Genomic DNA, 16,701 nt, shown 5'->3' on the forward strand with positions numbered 1-16,701 from the left:
ACACGTCTCACTTCGTATCTCCTCCGGAGAGGCTGTGCCTACGGCAGGCTTACGCCAACGCCAACGCCTACAGCGTGCGTTTGGGTCAAGACAGCGCACCAAGCAGGGGGATCTTCTAAGGTTTGAGCTTAACAAAATTGAGTTTTCAGACATCCTCTTACACCTTGACTGCTTCTCCGTCTGCGTCGCGTACCGGAGGTAATTAATAATCCCCAATTAAGTAACCAACAACAAGCAACGAACTATGTTTACTCTGCGCCGCTGGTGGGACAAAAATGCCCTGAAATTAGCCGGATTTGGAACGGCGATCGGTGCTACGTATCTATTACTGCAATCTCAAAATGCACTGGTATTTGAAGTCTATAATGCGCTGTTGCAGCCATTTCAGTCATCGCCCAGACAGCTAGACTACCTCAAGACTGCCAGAGTCGAACAGCTTCAAAACGAAATCCAAGAATTACAACAGCAAAATCAGCAACTCAAGCAATTAACTAGTTATAGTGCGTCCGTGCCGAATAAAGGGATTTTGGCACCAATCGTCATGCGCAGTGCGGATAATTGGTGGCAGCAACTGACGATCGGACGTGGTAGTGCGGACGGGATTGCGATCGACTATATTGTCGTCGGTACTGGCGGCGTAGTCGGGCGAGTAATCGCTGTCTCCCCACATACCAGTCGCGTCCTGTTGGTGAGCGATCCTAGTAATCGGATGGGCGTCCTCATCAGTCGGACGCGAAATCTGGGCATCCTCCAAGGCACTCGTACCGATCGAGCAGTCTTGCAGTTCTTTGACAAGCGACCATCGGTTAAAAAAGGCGATGTCGTCTCCACATCGGCAGTCAGTCAATTATTTCCCACTGGGTTGTCTGTGGGTAGAATCGTGGAGACTAATCTCAATAAATCTCCAGCTCCAGAAGCGATCGTCGAATTTACCGCTCCATTCAATGCTCTCGAATGGGTGACAGTGCATCCGCACGATCCCAAAGCCGTAGTCGAGAACCCAGTTAAACCAGCAGCAACAGCTTCGCCAGCCCCTAACCCGACCAATCCCCCTGCAAAGTTACCCTAAAATTAAGATCGATCGTCATGAATATTGCTAAATTACCGCCGCTAGTGCGGAATGGACTGAATGCGGCGATCGTCACTGGCTCTGTTGGCTTATGTCTGCTGCTCTTACCTACCCGCTGGCCGGGAATGGAAATTTTGGGCATCGGGCCAAGCTGGCTGGTGATGTGGACGATCGCCTGGAGTATGCATCGATCGATCTGGCACGCGGCTGGCGCAGGTGTCGTGCTGGGCTTGATTCAAGATGCCATGACTTTTCCGATCGCCGCGACTTTAGGTACCGTACCTACCCATGTGCTGAGTCTAACGATCGTCGGTGTCCTGACATATCTGCTCCAAAAGCGTCGCTATCTAGATGATACAATTTTATCAGTGAGTGCTGGAGCTTGCTTGCTGACTCTGGTCAGTGAAGCGGTTACGGGAGTCCAATATCTGATCCAAACAGCGATCGAGCAATCGCCAGCAGCTAGCCTTGACAGCTTGAACTATCTCTGGGCAGATCGATTCACGGTGATTCCGATCGCCGCGCTCTTGAGTGGTCTGTGGATGCCGATCCTCTATTATCCATTGCAGCTCTGGTGGCAAAAATGGTTGCAGCCATTGAATTAAGCAATGTTTTAGAAATCGGGGGGCGATTGGGAGACGGGGTGACTGGAAATAAATTGCGATCTGCACCGTCTGAATGCAAATGAGGTGCGTCACCAGTCATAATTAATTAATAACGATTAAATCTCAATTGCTCGATCGGGGAAGGATGCGGGAAGTTTCATGAGTTACTGTCTCAATCCTAGTTGCGAGCGACCGGAAAACCCGCCACAGAGTAACTTTTGCCGAAATTGTGGTCAGACATTGAGATTGCGCGATCGCTACTTGGCCGTACAACCGATCGGTCAAGGCGGCTTTGGGCGCACATTTAAAGCGATCGACGAGGACAAACCCTCAAAACCTTTTTGTGTCATTAAGCAGTTTTTTCCGCAGGTGGCAGGCACTGCTGCCGAGAATAAAGCGGCGGTATTATTTACTCAAGAAGCTAGCGCATTAGAACAATTAAATTATCATAATATTCCCAAATTATTGGCCTATTTTATTACGGCAGATGGCCGTCAATATTTAGTTCAAGAATTTATCGACGGTCAAAATCTCAAAGCCGAACTTGAAACGCATGGTAAATTTTCAGTTGCACAAGTTGAAGAATTACTGTCAAAAATCTTACCTACTCTAGAATATATCCATCAGTTAGGATTTATTCACCGCGATATCAAGCCGGAAAATATCATTCGGCAAGCTGACAATCGCCAATTATATCTCGTTGATTTCGGTGCGGCTAAAATTGCGACGACAAAACCACAACAGCAAGGGACGACAATCGGTACGCCGGAATTTATGGCACCAGAGCAAGGTTGGGGTAGCGCGTATCCTGCCAGCGATCTTTATAGTTTGGGCATAACTTGCATTAACTTACTAACTGGTATTTCACCATTTAGTTTATTCGACGATTTGCAAAATCAGTGGAACTGGCGATCGCATTTAACCGAGCCGATCGAGCCAAAATTAGCAACAATTCTAGATACACTCATCCAATCGCGACCGATCGATCGTTATCCCAGTGCTCAGGCCGCTATCGATGCTTTAACCGGGCATTCCGTACAGACACCCAGTCAACCTCTTGACGTTCCAGAGCCAATTCGATCGTCGATCGAAACTCCAACTCCTACTTTAATTAAGTCGTCACCAATAACAAGTAATAGCCCTGTTAAGTGGGAATGCCAGTATACATTTGCATGGCATCGCAAACCAATTAATGCGATCGCGATCTTCGATAATGGTGAATACTTAATTAGTGGTGATGATGGCGGTACAGTGGCAGTTTGGAACCTTACCATGCCCCAACAACCGATCGCCACTTACTCAAATAATAATGCGATTTATGCAGTCGCGGCTAGCCCCAATCGCAGCCAGATTGCTAGCGGTGATAAAAACCGGCGCGTCCAACTCCGCCGCAAAGAATCAATTATTAATTCACTCCAAGAATTGCGCGCCGATGGTAGTAGCTTGGATAGTCATCAGGGCTTTGTTTATAGCGTGCAATTTAGTCCCGACGGGACGATCTTGGCGAGTGGTAGTGCAGATCGGCGCATTCGCTTGTGGAATACGGCAACGGGCAAAGTCATCTACACACTCGACGGCCATCAAGAGTCGGTGATGGCGATGCAATTTATGCCCAATGGCAAAATATTGGTTAGTGCTGGCATCGATCGCACGATCCGCTTCTGGGATTTGGAGCGCAAACAATTACTCAAAACCATTGATGCTCACGAACAGACGATTCATGCATTGGCGATCGGTCGCGATGGGCGGACGATCGTCACTGGTAGTAGCGATCGCACCGTTCGAGTCCGACAATTGGGTACATCTACTCACGATACGCTCCTGGGGCATCAGGAGGCGGTGCTAGCAGTCGCTATTAGTCCCGATGGTAAAACGATCGCTTCTGGCTCGATGGATGGCACGATGAACCTCTGGGATGTCGCCACGCAGCAACCGATCTCAACTATCCAGGCTCATGATAGTGCTGTCAGATCGATCGTCTTTCAACCGAATGGGCAAGCCTTGATTACCGCAAGCTGGGATCGGACGATGAAAGTCTGGCGACCTAACTTAAATTAAGAGTGTAGTTTCAAGTTGAACCAGTTATGACGATGTTAACTGATGCTGAAATTAAGGTTCGATTTGAAATCGTGGCAGCTTAGATTCTTTGGCGTAGCCGCGCCGAGAGGTAATAGACCATTATCGCCAGAAACCCGACTTTTTTGGAAAAGTTGGGTTTCTTTACCCACTAGCTACACCTGCGACACTAATAAATAATGTGTTTAATAAATCCATCTGGATGCCTCTAATAGATTCGATCGTGTAGCATTACGAACCGCGAAAAGATAATTAAAAACCCCCAGTTAGACTGGAGGTTTTTGATGTAGAGGCAGCACCCAGATTTGAACTGGGGGATGGAGGGCTATTTCGATCGAATCGATTTCTCAATCGTTGCTACAGGAAGATAAAACTTCAACGGATCGTCTGGAAATTCAATGAATCCGTGACGCTGATAAAATCTTGCTGCACCTTGGTCAATAGCATCAACCACCACCGCGAAACTTGCCAGTTGCTTCCATAGTTCTAACGATCGCTTTAGGGCATCCGCTACCAACAAATCACCATAACCCTTCCCCTGATGCCCTGAATCAACAGCCAACCGACCAAGCATAATCGCGGGTAGTAGCGGATATCTGGGTAACTTCTTAGCAGTGGATTCATCGAGTTCGGTTGAAGCGATCGAATAAGAAGATAGGCAATAGTACCCTAATACTTGGCGTTCTGGTGAGTCAGTTAGGACATAAGGTGTAGATACCAGCTTCTTGAGTTCCTGCGATGCCCTAGTCTTGATGTAATCATCCAAACTATCTACACCGCAGTGGAATGTCGATCGATTGTGCTTCTTGCTATCTAGTAATTCGATACTAAGAGACATCACCGATTACCTGTTGGTGTCGTTTCATCGCATCTTTAAGTTTCTGGGTTGGTTCTTTTGGGTTCAGAATAGCCTCAGCAAAAGCTCTGCTACCCTCTGCACTGAGCTTGAGTACTTTGTGGTTAGCAATCGTATTATCTGCCGCTTCCCTTGCGCTCTTTACCAAAAACTCACACAGCGTAATGTTCTCAATATCAGCAGCCCTCTGAAATTTAGCTTTCAACTCTGGTGCTATTCTTGCCTCTATTCGGGCGACCTGCTCTGTTGCCATCTGTTTAAATTTAAAGTATTAACAATAATTGTATTCGGCTAATAGCCGAATTGTCAACGAGTCACAACTCGCACGAACGATCGACCTGACAGATTTCCCCAAACCCTGAAAGTGTTATCAGTGTGCAGGTTCATCGCGACACTTCTTGCAAATTTCTTGCAAATTTGTTCAACATCAACAAGCCTCCTTTTCCCGCATGTGCCAGCGCAACACCGATGAGTGTTATCGACTTTCACCCACTGACTAGCAGGTTTTTTTGATTTTTTATTAAGAGCGTGTGGTTGATTACTACTTTTTCTTGTGGTGGCTGCTGAATAAGCTTTCACGCATTTTGGAGAACCGCAGCTTTTCCATTTATCTTTACTTGTCTTGACGTTGAAAACAGACAAACAGAATCGGCAAATACGACAAAATCCAGCATCAGGTTCTATACTCTTAATCCACTTTTTATTAATCTCGCCGCACTGTATCAATAGACTTTTCATTTGCTGATTGTTTTCTGAAATTAGATAGGCATCAACACGCCAGCTTCTCCATGCGTTGTAAGCTAGTTCAAATTGTCGAAATCTATTGAAGTCTGGAAAATCCAAACCAACATCAACATACATACCTGTATTTTTAAAACTGTTTGCATGTTTAGTAACAGCCTTTGTTAAGTCTGGTTGATTGCGAATTTCAAGATTCTAAACCAGTCAATAACCGCTTTGCAGTGCCACACAGCATGAAAATCAACACCAAGTAATTTACATTGAGAACGACAGTTTTCCATTGGAAGTAAGCCCGTGCGTGCAGATCGACTGTTGTCGAGGATATTAGGATTAAAGAACTTTCTCATGTGTTCAATAATTTGATTACTGTTGTCAATAAAATCCCCCCGCTTTTCTGGCGTTTCTAGCTCACTCAATATTGCGTTTAGCGTTTCATTAGATGGTATTTGTATACCGTAGATTTCGATTCTTTCAATTTTGATTCTTTCAGTCATAATTAAAATCCTGATGCAACTAAATTACGATCGACACCCATGTAATGTTGATAGATAACCTCAGCACTATTCCCGACTAACTTAGCCACATCCGCCGCCTCCATACCCAATCGAATGCAGAAGGTAATGTAAGTATGTCTACAGTGGTAAAGTCCACAGGGGTGATTGCTTGGGAAAATGCGATCGATCGATAGTCCTTCCCGATATATTTAACTTGGAGCGCGATCGCTTCTGACGGACGGCACCCAGTTCTAAATAGAAACTCCACCAACAGCGCGTAATGGCTACCCCGATCGATAAACTGCTGAATGATTCGATCGCGCTCGTCGGTGGTGACTGCCTTGATGTCATGCTCATCATCATTTTTTTCCAGCATGATATCGGCTGACATTCCAGTAAACGGATTATCAGCCACTAATTTCGATACCATCCCCCAAACACAAGCCGCTGACAGCCTAGATAAAACCCGCTTGGTGGTGTTGGGTGATGTGTTGTTAACGAGGTAATCTCGGATTGATACAGCTTCATCGATTCGATCGAATGGCAACTTCTTTAGATTCAACCGCACCCGCTCGAAATCTTTGGCGATCGTCGTCTGGAATAGTTGAGGGCGTTTATAGTCGGTGAATCTTTCCCACAATTCCAACAGTGTGATGTCTTCTGTTGGTAGCTGCTCTGGCTCACCGGGAGATCGCCGCTTGTACTTGGCAAGGCTGGGATCGAATCGACTGGAATCGAATCTAGATGCAGTGATATCGGATTCGATCCACAGTCTCACTGTCTCAGCATCTTGGCGATTCCGTCTAGAATTCGACGTACCCAGTGATAAATATTTGCGGTCGCCCTGGTAGGTGAAGACGATCTGAAGTCTGCCGTTGGATACCTTAACCTTGGGCTGTCTGGCTGGTGTCTTATTCATAGTGCAAAAACACTAGACGCTCTAGATTTTACACCAACGTTTAACCCGAACATACCCCAATGTACCGGAATAAAAAAGAACCTTACCCCAATCGGGCAAAGTTCTAAATATAGGTAGAAACACGAAAACCCCGCTGTACGCGAGGTTTCGACTAGAGGCAGCACCCAGATTTGAACTGGGGGATGGAGGTTTTGCAGACCTCTGCCTTACCACTTGGCTATGCTGCCACACACAGATTGATAGTATACCAAATTCCGGTGGGAATGCAAATAGCCGATCGCGGGCAACTATCGAGAGTTACCCGCACGATCGCCATCGGAATTACATTTCCGCAGCAGCCCGTTCGATCAAGCGTCTGGCTAAGGTTTGGGTACCAGTATGAGTATAGTAATTGGTACTCACATCGAGGAATGCACCGAGATAATCGAGTTTATCATCGCTGATTTCAACAAAGTTGCGGAGATTACCCACCACACTTTGTGGAGTTAAGCCGCGCGAGCTGACGAAATCACTCATCCAGCCGCTGACGTTGCCAAAGCTTTCGGTGATAAAGCCCAATTGTCCGCCAGTATCGCCGCCAGGGATTTGGTCTTTGATGCCTTTAAAGGTTTGATTGTTTTCTAGATCGTGGGGAGCCATGCCGCCCATTTTATCCATCACCATGCCGATGAAATCTGGCCCCAAGGGAATTAAGCCATCGAAACAAACTATTGCTGCCATCCGCATCAGCGATTCGCCGCCATAATCACCCAGAGCTGCCAGGAAGTCACCGACGCTATCGCCAGGGAGGCCATTGATCTGACAGAAGGCGACGATTTCGGCGACTAGTTTGACACTAAGATCGATCGTCTGGGCGGTTTCTGCCTTGGGAGTAATATTGCCCAAAAAGCCTAGCATCGAGAAGCTCTCGCCGACTTTATTAGCCATTGCGCCAGCACCGAGCAATCGCGAACCTGAATCTACAGTATTGTAGAGCCACATCGCTGTTTGATAGCCTTCGCCTTTGTCATTATAGAGAGCAACTGCGCGTTCGCCGATCGCTTGGATATAGTCAGGGTCGTCGGTACCGGTGACGACTTTAATCGTATTGTCGAAGCCGACAATGTTTTGCCATTGACCCGGAATTGCGAAATCTAGGGCATTTAAGGACATGACAGTCAAGCCACCAGTTGGCAACTCGTCTACTAATTCAAAAATTGCTTTACTCACAGATGACTCCTAAATAAATTAATGACAATTGAGATCGCATCCGCCCAAAATTAGTGGTAGGAATGCGCTATCCTCATCCAAGCAACTTCAGCTTTGGCGGTGACAACGCAATTCGATTTGAGTGAAGATATCGATCGGGTACCTATTCGAGCTGAATCGACCTCAGATTTAACAATCGCAACTAGCAAAAATGCTCCACTTAAGATTTCTAAACTACTTGAGAGTAGATAGTCCACCCAAGTTAAACTTTTGCAACCACATCTGACGATCTTCTGCCGTAAAAGACGGATCGCGAGAAGCTACTTTGACTTGGAACCGATTATTAACTAAGACACCAGTGCTCTTGAGTGCTGGTTCGTCTACCAGTGGATAGTTATTGAGTTTGCTAATACTCTTTTCATATTTTTTGGCTGCAGCAGGGAGACTGCTAGTATCGCTAATCGACAATACTGCAACGTTTTTGCCACCTTTGTTCAGTTTGGCTTCAGCAAAGCCCTTCTTCTCTTGAGAGAAGACGCGCGCGTAGCCATTAGCACCTTGCGGGAAAAATTGATTGAACTGACTACCCGCTTCAGCATTCTTGGCAATTGCTGCGGGGGCATTTCGGCCGGTTGTATCTTTTTGAGTTTGGGCATACTTGGATGGTTCTTTACTCGAACATCCTGTGACGAGTAAAACCACTGATAATACGATCGGCATTAATGCCTTGCGCCAATTAGAAACAATCATACATGCTCCAATTCATAGGGTTGAATATTCTTATTGTTACCTATGGGTGAGAAGTTTGTGGCAGGAAAACCGATCTTGAATGCGGTAGGAACAGGTAGTAATTGGGGTATTAGTTACTGAGAGTTTAATCGATTTTGCTTAGAGCCAGCTTGAATAGATCGGTTGGTAGGGGACAGAGATCCTCCTTTATTCGTATAATTCGATCGAGCTAGCTTGTTTACTATTCTTAAAACTATGGACATTTTTCCAGCGATCGATCTCTTAGATGGCAAGTGCGTGCGATTGTATCAGGGCGATTACGCGCAGTCGCAGGTATTTAACGATCGTCCGGCAGAAATGGCGCGCTCGTGGCTAGAACAAGGCGCGACTAAATTACATTTAGTAGATTTAGATGGTGCCAAAGCAGGGCAGCCAGTTAATTTAGAGGCGATCGCCAGTATTGTCGAAATGGTCAAAGCAACGGCCACTCAACCGATGCAGATTCAGGTTGGTGGCGGACTGCGAACGGAAGCGAGCGTTCGTCAGTTGTTAAATTTGGGAATCGATCGAGTAATTTTGGGTACGGTAGCTGTCGAACAGCCGCAACTGGTTCAGGATTTGTGCCAGAAATATCCACACCAAATCGTCGTCGGGATCGACGCTCGCGATGGCAAAGTTGCCACCAAAGGCTGGGTGGAGACTTCGACAGTATCCGCCACCGATTTGGCCAAACAAATGGCGCAAATGGGCGCGGCAGCGATTATTTATACCGATATCCACCGCGATGGTACGCTGGCAGGGCCAAACATCGCGGCACTACGAGAATTAGCGAGTGGGATCGAGATCCCCGTAATTGCATCTGGGGGGGTAAGTTCTTTACAGGACTTACTCAGTCTGCTCTCGTTGGGCACGCTCGGCGTCACGGGTGCGATTGTCGGTCGCGCGCTGTACACTGGCGAAGTTAAACTCGCCGAAGCAATTCGCGCCGTGGGTGATGGCCGCTGGCAAGATGTGCCCCCAGATTTGGGTGCAACTAATTTTGCTTAGAGTTGGAGATGACGCGGTGGAGTAATACGACTAATTCTGTCACTTGTTGGCGACTGAAGTTTTGTAAGATCCCTTGAGCGGCACCGCGAACATCGACTGGAATGGTAATTTGAGCTGCGGCGGTTGGCGCGACAGGTGCGACAGGTGCGACGGGAGCCGCAGTAGTAGTCGCCTGCTGGAGCGGTACCGAAATGGTAATATCGCGATCGCGAGTAGCCGCAAGTAAGTCTCCAGCCTGCTTTAATTCGCGGATGACTAGCGGCGCGACAGCATTGTAAGTATTATGCGGATTGGCGATCGCTTGAGTGGTAGCTCTAACCAAAGCTTGCCAGTTCGGGGCATTTGCGTCTACCTTAGCCAATGATTCGGCGATGCCGCCTAATTGTTGGCGACTGGTGGGACTATCGCCTTGTTTGAACAATACCAACATTTGTTGGAGCGCAGTCGTAACGGTAGCGACAATATCGATCGGCGGTGCCATCACAGCCGTACCACCACCAACGGTAGCAGCAGCGACAACTGGAGCTTCGCGGGTAATTGTATCGTGAGTGTTGGAATTGAGCATTTCTTCGAGATACTCTTGCAACGCCACAAAATTGGCCGCCGAGCCAGACAAGATCTCATCCACAAATTCGGGACGCAAACTCATTGTTGGCGAAGTGGCCAGTTCTTCTACTAATGCTTTGAGCGCATCGTAACCCTTAAGAAATAGCGTTTCTAATTTTTGGTCGATGTGGACGGGATGATCCCGTAAGATCTTAAAGCAGTCTTCTAACTTGTGAGCGGTGGCTTGAATGCCTTCAAACCCTAGCATCGCAGCTCCGCCTTTAATCGAGTGGGCGGCGCGAAACATTTCATTGACACGTTCTGCGTCTGAAATCACTTCTGCTAGGTCTAGTAATCCTTGCTCTACTGTCTCTAGATGTTCTTGTGCTTCTTCAATGAAGTAGTGAATAATTTGCTGCTTGTTGTCGTCCATTTTCCTGTTCCTAAACAGATATTTTTATATCTCAATCCAAGTCCGAGTTAAGATCGACCATTTGACGATCGGTTGAATCATAACCAGACTTAATGCAGTTAAATCCGATCGACAAAGCTGCTAGGTAATAGCATACCATTGCCATCGATCTGCTGTGCGATGAAGCAGTACCTCTCAAAGATAAATGCAAGCTGTCAAACGCTGACGCAGTTTGGAGCACGCATCATAGTTTTAATAGATAACGATCTGGATAAAATCACAAATAACGAGCGATTACTATTCAAATAGTAGTAATCGGCTCTATTCTATTTTACCCAAATTAATCGATCGATATATCAATCAGAGAATTTACTAATTATTAGCAGTTTTAATTCCTGAGTTGAGGCTGAAGATCGTTAATATCACCTTTGTTGGCGAACATTCACTCAAATCATATTTTGAATCCTTAAGATATGAGGATCGGCTGCCCCGTTGTCGGAGCGAGACAGTTGCTACTAGACAGTACTACTCGTGCTAACGACACATTGCCGCTCGGCACAGCCGATTCTGTGTTAATAGATATACTGAATCTAAAATTAGCATTCCCACAAATAGTCAAAAACGATCGGATCGTTATTGTCCCGACATCTGAATCGTCTGAGAACGTCCGATCTCCTCGATCGAGACTGCGCCAACGAGGAAGCATAAAGTATAATGCAATTAAAGAGATCCAAAGCCCGTTACTCTTCTTTCCTCATCCCGCATGGGCATCTCACCCGATGCGCTTTTGACATGAACTTTGCTCTTCAGTACCCCATTTTCGGTCCAGAGATTCAGTGTCCCCATTGTCGGCAAACCATCTCCGCCTTGACACTCACCGATACATATCTATGCTCTCGACATGGGGCTTTTGAAGCCGATCCGCACACGGGCGAGCTGGTACATCTCCAGTCCAGTCGCCATTGGTGTCTGTGGGAGGGTGAATGGTATCGCCAACACACTCATCCTGACGGGATTCGGTTCGAGATTCACGATGCTTTGGACAAGCTCTACACTCAAGGCTATCGCGCTACCAAGGTGATCGTGGCCGAACGCTATCGAGACTTGATCGGCAGCTATCTCGTGGGTGAAACTGCCAGCAAGGAGCACCGCAATCACCAATGGCTCGGCGCGACCGATGCAGCCACGACAATGCCACGGCTGTTTGGGCTGCCTGTAGAATTTAGTCCCGAACCCACCACATCCCCCTGTTGGAAAGTCATTAATTTCGATCTCGAAAAAGAGCCGGGAATTCCGATTCAGTATCCTTATTTTCGGATGTCTCCTTAGAGTTGGGAGTTAGGAGTTGGGAGTTCGGATCAATAATTCGACTCTATCCAATGCCAATTAAAGACTAAAACGCAATTCATAAAGTAGGCATTTTAGTCTTTTAACTCCCAATTCCCTGTCTTGTCTCTCTGTCTTGACTGAAAGCCATGGGTCGGGAACCTCCGCGCGTTGGCGTAGCCTCTCCCGTGGAGAATCTAAGTCGCTGTCTTGTCGCACACAAACGGGAGGTTCCCTCCCGTTCGATGCGCCGCTGCTTGGTGCGCTAAACCTGGAGGAAACCTCCGTGACGAGCGCATCCGCAAACCGTCGGGGAACAAAGGCGGGCGAGAGACGCAACTCCCAACTCTCAACTCCCAACTCCCAACTCCCAACTGATGTTGCACCACATCTCGATCCGCACCGCTGACATTCATCGATCGATCGCTTTTTACGAATGTTTGGGCTTTGAAATTAGCGATCGATTTACGACTGGCTATACTCTGGCTTGCTGGATGACGGGACTCGGCGGTCGGATCGAACTGATCCAAATTCCCGAACCAAAACCAGCTCCAGATGCTTTTGGCGACGAACATTATGTCGGTTATTATCATCTCTCTTTCGACTTAACTGATGCGACTGCAAATTTGACGACTTGGCTGGCGGAATTTACCATATCTTTACAATCGGCTAATCTCCCCGCACCAACAATTTTACTTGCGCCAGCTCAACAAAGTATCGGAGATAAGGTCTATGAAGTGGCTTTCATCGCCGATCCCGACCGTTTGCCCTTGGAGTTCATCCATTGCCTTCGATCGACTTAACATCCCGATTATGAACAAATGTTAAGATGTGACGCTAAAACGTTTTACCAGCTTGACAGTCAAAAGTTAACCGATTAAAGTAGTTGTATACCCGGGTAAAGCAGTTGAGAATCGTATGGAAGACAAGCAAAAGGTCACTTTGTACCTGCCGCAACAACTACATCGTCAGTTGAAGATTCGATCGGCAGTAGCTGCTGATTCAATGTCCAACATCGTCGAAAAGGCTGTGGAATTTTATCTCAATCACTCCGAAGCGGTTGACGGGGTAGAACTACACGGTTCGACGCACCAAATCTACAATTGTCCTGAATGCGAGCATCCGGTCGTGATTAGGGACGGGGAAATGGTTGCTCTCGGCCAACAGCCAGGATTGTTAAGCGATGAGCAATCGATCCAGACGGACAAAGTAGGTGTCTCTCGTCACTCTCAAACGCAGCAAGATCTAGCCGTCGTTGGATAACGGACGTGCGGACTGAGTCGTCAGGTAAAACTTCTCGATACTAATTTCCAGTAACTAGATGTTAGGGTAGTCACCATCTTTCGAGGATAGATATTCATGCAAGAAGAGCTAAATATTCTAATTCAAGCTCAATATCCCCTTATCTATCTCGTCACCGCCGAGGAGGATCGGGCCGAAAAGGAAGTTGCTAAAATCGCTCAGATGAAGCAGCAACCTCGCAAGTTATACGTCTGGACGTTGACTCATGGGATGGTGGAGCACGGACAAGCCCGTACGACCCAGCACAACACGATTTCGCCGGAAGCCGCGATCGAGTGGACGACTCGGCACAAAGAGCCAGCAATTTTTATCTTCAAGGATTTACACCCTTTTAAAGATTCGGCAGCAGTGACGCGGTGGCTGCGCGATGCGATCGCCAGCTTCCAAGGTACGCAGAAAACAATTATTCTGATGTCCCCCGTCCAGCAGGTACCGATCGAGCTAGAAAAGGAAGTAGTCGTAATTGACTTTGCACTGCCAGATCTGGCCTCACTCGATCGAGTGTTGTCTCACCAACTAGATAGCACGCGCCAAAATCGGATCTCCAACGAGGGTCGCGAAAAACTCCTCAAAGCTTCACTTGGACTCACCAAGGATGAAGCCGAGAAAGTCTACCGCAAAGCCTACGTCAAGCGCGGCAAAATTACCGAAGCCGAAGTAGACGTAATCTTGTCGGAGAAGAAGCAACTGATCCGTCGCAATGGGATTCTCGAATTCATCGAAGAAGACGAAACAATCGATTCTGTCGGTGGACTAGAAGAACTCAAAGGCTGGCTGGTACAGCGTTCCGGTGCCTTCACCGAACGAGCGCGCACGTATGGTCTGCCCCAACCTAAAGGGATGCTGATTCTCGGCGTACCTGGTTGCGGTAAATCCCTGATTGCCAAAACCACGTCTCGACTGTGGGGATTGCCCTTGCTCAGACTGGACATGGGTCGCGTCTATGACGGCTCGATGGTCGGTCGATCGGAAGCAAATCTCCGTGGTGCTCTCAAAACTGCCGAATCAATTTCGCCAGCAATTCTATTTATCGACGAACTCGATAAAGCATTCGCCGGTACAGCCGGATCGGGTGACTCCGATGGTGGTACATCCAGCCGAATCTTTGGCTCATTCCTCACTTGGATGCAGGAAAAAACCTCGCCGATCTTCGTAATGGCTACTGCCAACCGCGTCGAACGACTGCCAGGTGAATTCCTCCGCAAAGGTCGCTTCGATGAAATCTTCTTCGTCGATCTGCCAACGCAATCCGAACGGGAAGCCGTATTTAGTATTCACTTAAGTAAGCGCAAGCGAGATTTAGAACGCTTCGACCTGTCGCAACTAGCTAAAGTTGCCGATGGATTCTCGGGTGCTGAAATAGAACAAGCTTTAATCGCCGCGATGTACGATGCCTTTGCGCAGAACCGAGAGTTTACGCAACTCGATATTATCGCCGCCATTAAGGCTACTCTGCCCCTCTCGCGGACAATGACAGAGCAGGTAACTGCTTTGCGAGATTGGGCAAGACAGCGAGCGCGTCCCGCCGCTGCCTCAGTCGCTGAATATCACCGACTGGAGTTTTAAAAGCTTGCTCCGATTTATTCGGAGTTAAGGTGCTAGTTAATTCGATTGGGGAATACTAAACCTATCGAAACTAGCAAGGAGACCAGATTTCGATCGAATGACACAATCGATCGATTGCCGTAACAGTTCAAGTTGTCGTTTCGCCTAACTCACTTTTATTGGAGGAAACCGATATGTCTCACTTTAGCACTCTCCGTACCAAAATCACTGACGCTGAAATCCTCAAAACTTCTTTGCGCGATCTCGGTATCAACGTCAAGACTGAAACCGATCTGCGCGGCTACCAAGGTCAACGCGTTCGGGCTGATATCGTCGCCATCTTAGAAGGTGAGTACGATCTCGGTTGGTCTCGCAATGCTGATGGTTCTTTCGACCTTATTGCCGATCTCTGGGGCGTCGCCAAAAAGCACAACCAAACTGAGTTGATCAACTCGATCAACCAAAAGTACGCAGTCAACAAAACTCTATCTGAAGTTCAACAACGTGGTGGTCTACAAAACGCCAATGTTACTTTGGTTCTTCAATAGTAACTGCTGTATTGATTCCCAAATGAAAGGGGTCGATCTTTAATTAGATCGACCCCTTTTTATCATTTGCTGGTAAGGGCGGGTTTGTTCGGAGTTATTGGTGGGGAGAGGGCGGGTTTGTTCGGAGTCAATTTGTTTTTCCGTAGCTAGCTACATAAACCCCATGGGTGTCAACTTAAGGAAATTGTAGGTGCTCAAAGCCGCATTCTCTCGTGGTAACGACGATCGGGACAGTGGCTATAATGACGTAATCTCGTTGCCAACATCGTTAAGTTGACACCACTGCATAAACCCGCCCCTACAGATCTATACCTGTCAAATCGTTTTCATCGATCGAGATCGTGAGAGATTATAAATCTCGATGTGTGAATGGTTTGGCATTCTCGCCGGTATAGGTAGCTGCGATATGTCCGTTGCCACTGAGTTGATATTTGTACGTTACCAATCCTTCTAAACCGACTGGCCCGCGTGGGGGCATCTTTTGGGTACTGATGCCGACTTCTGCCCCGAAGCCGTAGCGAAAACCATCGGAAAAACGGGTCGAGCAATTGTGGAAGACATTGGCCGCATCGACTCGATCGATAAATAATTTAGCAGTAGCCGGATTTTCGGTGATGATACTATCCGTGTGCCGCGAACCGTAGCTATTGATATGGCTAATTGCCCCTTCCAGATCGGGGACGATTTGGATCGCGATAATTAGATCGCTATATTCTGTCGCCCAGTCAGTCGCGATCGCTAAATCGACAGTCAGGTGTAGTTCGTTATCCAAAATTTGGTGTCCGAGGTCGCTGAGGCGAATTTCGACGCCTTGCTCCTGAAGCTTCTCGATAATTATTGGTAAAAATTTACTAGCGATCGAGCTATCGATCAATAGGGTTTCGATCGCGTTGCAGGCAGCGGGATATTGAATTTTGGCATCGATCGTAATCGCGATCGCTTTGTCAAAATCCGCCTCGCGATCGATATATAGATGACAAATCCCGTCGGCATGTCCCAATACGGGAATGCGGGTATTGTCCTGGACGTATTTGACAAATTCATTAGAACCGCGCGGGATAATCAGATCGACATCGCGATCCAATTTCAAAAGTTCGTTAGTTTCCTCGCGGGTAGTTAATAGCTGAATCACATCGGGATCTACTGCTGAGTTGGCCAATCCCGCCTTAATTGCTTTGACTAATGCCGTACAAGATTCGATCGCTTCTTTGCCACCTTTGAGAATCACCCCATTGCCCGATTTAATGGCCAAACTAGCAATCTGAATTACGGCATCGGGACGCGCCTCAAAAATTACG

18 protein-coding genes and 1 tRNA gene are annotated in these 16,701 nt (G+C 47.4%); 9 read left to right on the forward strand and 10 right to left on the reverse strand.

Annotated features, from left to right (window positions below):
* The first annotated feature begins 244 nt into the window (after positions 1–244).
* From mreC to RMO84_RS06145, 3 genes are all read left to right on the forward strand, one after another.
* Positions 245–1,069, forward strand: a complete 825-nt coding sequence (gene mreC, locus RMO84_RS06135; protein WP_310487591.1) for a rod shape-determining protein MreC — start codon at positions 245–247, stop codon at positions 1,067–1,069.
* Between the two features lie 17 nt (positions 1,070–1,086).
* Positions 1,087–1,674 (forward strand): rod shape-determining protein MreD, encoded by a 588-nt coding sequence (mreD, locus tag RMO84_RS06140; RefSeq protein WP_310487592.1) that lies wholly within the window; start codon positions 1,087–1,089, stop codon positions 1,672–1,674.
* A gap of 159 nt (positions 1,675–1,833) precedes the next feature.
* Positions 1,834–3,732, forward strand: a complete 1,899-nt coding sequence (locus RMO84_RS06145; protein WP_310487593.1) for a serine/threonine-protein kinase — start codon at positions 1,834–1,836, stop codon at positions 3,730–3,732.
* Positions 3,733–4,075: 343 nt separating this feature from the next.
* Here RMO84_RS06145 and RMO84_RS06150 read toward each other — a convergent pair whose 3' ends face one another.
* The 8 genes from RMO84_RS06150 to RMO84_RS06185 form a co-directional block, all read right to left on the reverse strand.
* A complete protein-coding gene (locus RMO84_RS06150; RefSeq protein ID WP_310487594.1) occupies positions 4,076–4,588 on the reverse strand; it encodes a GNAT family N-acetyltransferase in 513 nt (170 codons plus the stop codon).
* Positions 4,578–4,859: a DUF1778 domain-containing protein gene (locus RMO84_RS06155; protein ID WP_310487595.1), complete on the reverse strand. Its 282-nt coding sequence runs from the start codon at positions 4,857–4,859 to the stop codon at positions 4,578–4,580. Before RMO84_RS06155 ends, RMO84_RS06150 begins: the two co-directional genes overlap by 11 nt.
* 53 nt (positions 4,860–4,912) lie before the next feature.
* On the reverse strand, positions 4,913–5,467 hold the full coding sequence (locus RMO84_RS06160) for a hypothetical protein (RefSeq protein ID WP_310487596.1): 555 nt from the start codon (positions 5,465–5,467) through the stop codon (positions 4,913–4,915).
* A 44-nt stretch (positions 5,468–5,511) separates the two neighbouring features.
* Entirely contained in the window at positions 5,512–5,841 is a 330-nt protein-coding gene (locus RMO84_RS06165; protein ID WP_310487597.1) for a hypothetical protein, read from the reverse strand.
* Between the two features lie 76 nt (positions 5,842–5,917).
* On the reverse strand, positions 5,918–6,760 hold the full coding sequence (locus tag RMO84_RS06170; protein ID WP_310487598.1) for an Arm DNA-binding domain-containing protein: 843 nt from the start codon (positions 6,758–6,760) through the stop codon (positions 5,918–5,920).
* A 155-nt stretch (positions 6,761–6,915) separates the two neighbouring features.
* A tRNA-Cys gene (locus tag RMO84_RS06175) sits at positions 6,916–6,987 on the reverse strand.
* 94 nt (positions 6,988–7,081) lie between these two features.
* Complete coding sequence (locus tag RMO84_RS06180) at positions 7,082–7,969, reverse strand: hypothetical protein (RefSeq protein ID WP_310487599.1); 888 nt, start codon at positions 7,967–7,969, stop codon at positions 7,082–7,084.
* Between the two features lie 213 nt (positions 7,970–8,182).
* Positions 8,183–8,698 (reverse strand): hypothetical protein, encoded by a 516-nt coding sequence (locus RMO84_RS06185; protein WP_310487600.1) that lies wholly within the window; start codon positions 8,696–8,698, stop codon positions 8,183–8,185.
* 234 nt (positions 8,699–8,932) lie between these two features.
* Here RMO84_RS06185 and hisA point away from each other — a divergent pair, with 234 nt between their 5' ends.
* Entirely contained in the window at positions 8,933–9,724 is a 792-nt protein-coding gene (hisA, locus tag RMO84_RS06190; protein WP_310487601.1) for a 1-(5-phosphoribosyl)-5-[(5-phosphoribosylamino)methylideneamino]imidazole-4-carboxamide isomerase, read from the forward strand.
* Here hisA and RMO84_RS06195 read toward each other — a convergent pair.
* On the reverse strand, positions 9,711–10,703 hold the full coding sequence (locus RMO84_RS06195; protein WP_310487602.1) for an Hpt domain-containing protein: 993 nt from the start codon (positions 10,701–10,703) through the stop codon (positions 9,711–9,713). The genes hisA and RMO84_RS06195 overlap by 14 nt on opposite strands.
* Before the next feature lie 771 nt (positions 10,704–11,474).
* On the opposite strand from RMO84_RS06195, the gene RMO84_RS06200 reads away from it, so the two are divergent.
* The 5 genes from RMO84_RS06200 to RMO84_RS06220 all read left to right on the forward strand — a co-directional run bounded on the left by RMO84_RS06200 (position 11,475) and on the right by RMO84_RS06220 (position 15,403).
* On the forward strand, positions 11,475–12,011 hold the full coding sequence (locus tag RMO84_RS06200; RefSeq protein WP_310487603.1) for a TIGR02652 family protein: 537 nt from the start codon (positions 11,475–11,477) through the stop codon (positions 12,009–12,011).
* Between the two features lie 374 nt (positions 12,012–12,385).
* Positions 12,386–12,811: a VOC family protein gene (locus RMO84_RS06205; protein ID WP_396135779.1), complete on the forward strand. Its 426-nt coding sequence runs from the start codon at positions 12,386–12,388 to the stop codon at positions 12,809–12,811.
* Positions 12,812–12,926: 115 nt separating this feature from the next.
* Positions 12,927–13,271 carry a hypothetical protein gene (locus RMO84_RS06210; RefSeq protein ID WP_310487604.1) on the forward strand — a complete coding sequence of 115 codons (345 nt, stop codon included), beginning with the start codon at positions 12,927–12,929 and terminating at the stop codon, positions 13,269–13,271.
* 96 nt (positions 13,272–13,367) lie between these two features.
* A complete protein-coding gene (locus RMO84_RS06215) occupies positions 13,368–14,876 on the forward strand; it encodes an AAA family ATPase (protein WP_310487605.1) in 1,509 nt (502 codons plus the stop codon).
* 173 nt (positions 14,877–15,049) lie between these two features.
* The gene (locus RMO84_RS06220) at positions 15,050–15,403 is read left to right on the forward strand and encodes a DUF1257 domain-containing protein (protein ID WP_015161237.1); all 354 of its coding nucleotides are present in this window, start codon (positions 15,050–15,052) and stop codon (positions 15,401–15,403) included.
* A gap of 349 nt (positions 15,404–15,752) precedes the next feature.
* Here RMO84_RS06220 and RMO84_RS06225 read toward each other — a convergent pair.
* The coding region (locus RMO84_RS06225) for a glutamate-5-semialdehyde dehydrogenase (protein WP_310487606.1) at positions 15,753–16,701 on the reverse strand (949 nt) is incomplete at its 5' end.

The sequence above is a fragment of the Chamaesiphon sp. VAR_69_metabat_338 genome, assembly GCF_031423935.1.
Lineage (GTDB): Bacteria > Cyanobacteriota > Cyanobacteriia > Cyanobacteriales > Chamaesiphonaceae > Chamaesiphon.

What these genes read in the sequence shown, in the direction of transcription:
- RMO84_RS06160 (WP_310487596.1), bottom strand. Translation starts at nt 5,467, where the DNA reads ATGTATGTTGATGTTGGTTTGGATTTTCCAGACTTCAATAGATTTCGA.
- RMO84_RS06150 (WP_310487594.1), bottom strand. Translation starts at nt 4,588, where the DNA reads ATGTCTCTTAGTATCGAATTACTAGATAGCAAGAAGCACAATCGATCG.
- hisA (WP_310487601.1), top strand. Translation starts at nt 8,933, where the DNA reads ATGGACATTTTTCCAGCGATCGATCTCTTAGATGGCAAGTGCGTGCGA.
- RMO84_RS06215 (WP_310487605.1), top strand. Translation starts at nt 13,368, where the DNA reads ATGCAAGAAGAGCTAAATATTCTAATTCAAGCTCAATATCCCCTTATC.
- RMO84_RS06205 (WP_396135779.1), top strand. Translation starts at nt 12,386, where the DNA reads ATGTTGCACCACATCTCGATCCGCACCGCTGACATTCATCGATCGATC.
- RMO84_RS06165 (WP_310487597.1), bottom strand. Translation starts at nt 5,841, where the DNA reads ATGACTGAAAGAATCAAAATTGAAAGAATCGAAATCTACGGTATACAA.
- RMO84_RS06200 (WP_310487603.1), top strand. Translation starts at nt 11,475, where the DNA reads ATGAACTTTGCTCTTCAGTACCCCATTTTCGGTCCAGAGATTCAGTGT.
- RMO84_RS06170 (WP_310487598.1), bottom strand. Translation starts at nt 6,760, where the DNA reads ATGAATAAGACACCAGCCAGACAGCCCAAGGTTAAGGTATCCAACGGC.
- mreD (WP_310487592.1), top strand. Translation starts at nt 1,087, where the DNA reads ATGAATATTGCTAAATTACCGCCGCTAGTGCGGAATGGACTGAATGCG.
- RMO84_RS06185 (WP_310487600.1), bottom strand. Translation starts at nt 8,698, where the DNA reads ATGATTGTTTCTAATTGGCGCAAGGCATTAATGCCGATCGTATTATCA.
- RMO84_RS06155 (WP_310487595.1), bottom strand. Translation starts at nt 4,859, where the DNA reads ATGGCAACAGAGCAGGTCGCCCGAATAGAGGCAAGAATAGCACCAGAG.
- RMO84_RS06220 (WP_015161237.1), top strand. Translation starts at nt 15,050, where the DNA reads ATGTCTCACTTTAGCACTCTCCGTACCAAAATCACTGACGCTGAAATC.
- RMO84_RS06210 (WP_310487604.1), top strand. Translation starts at nt 12,927, where the DNA reads ATGGAAGACAAGCAAAAGGTCACTTTGTACCTGCCGCAACAACTACAT.
- RMO84_RS06145 (WP_310487593.1), top strand. Translation starts at nt 1,834, where the DNA reads ATGAGTTACTGTCTCAATCCTAGTTGCGAGCGACCGGAAAACCCGCCA.
- RMO84_RS06195 (WP_310487602.1), bottom strand. Translation starts at nt 10,703, where the DNA reads ATGGACGACAACAAGCAGCAAATTATTCACTACTTCATTGAAGAAGCA.
- mreC (WP_310487591.1), top strand. Translation starts at nt 245, where the DNA reads ATGTTTACTCTGCGCCGCTGGTGGGACAAAAATGCCCTGAAATTAGCC.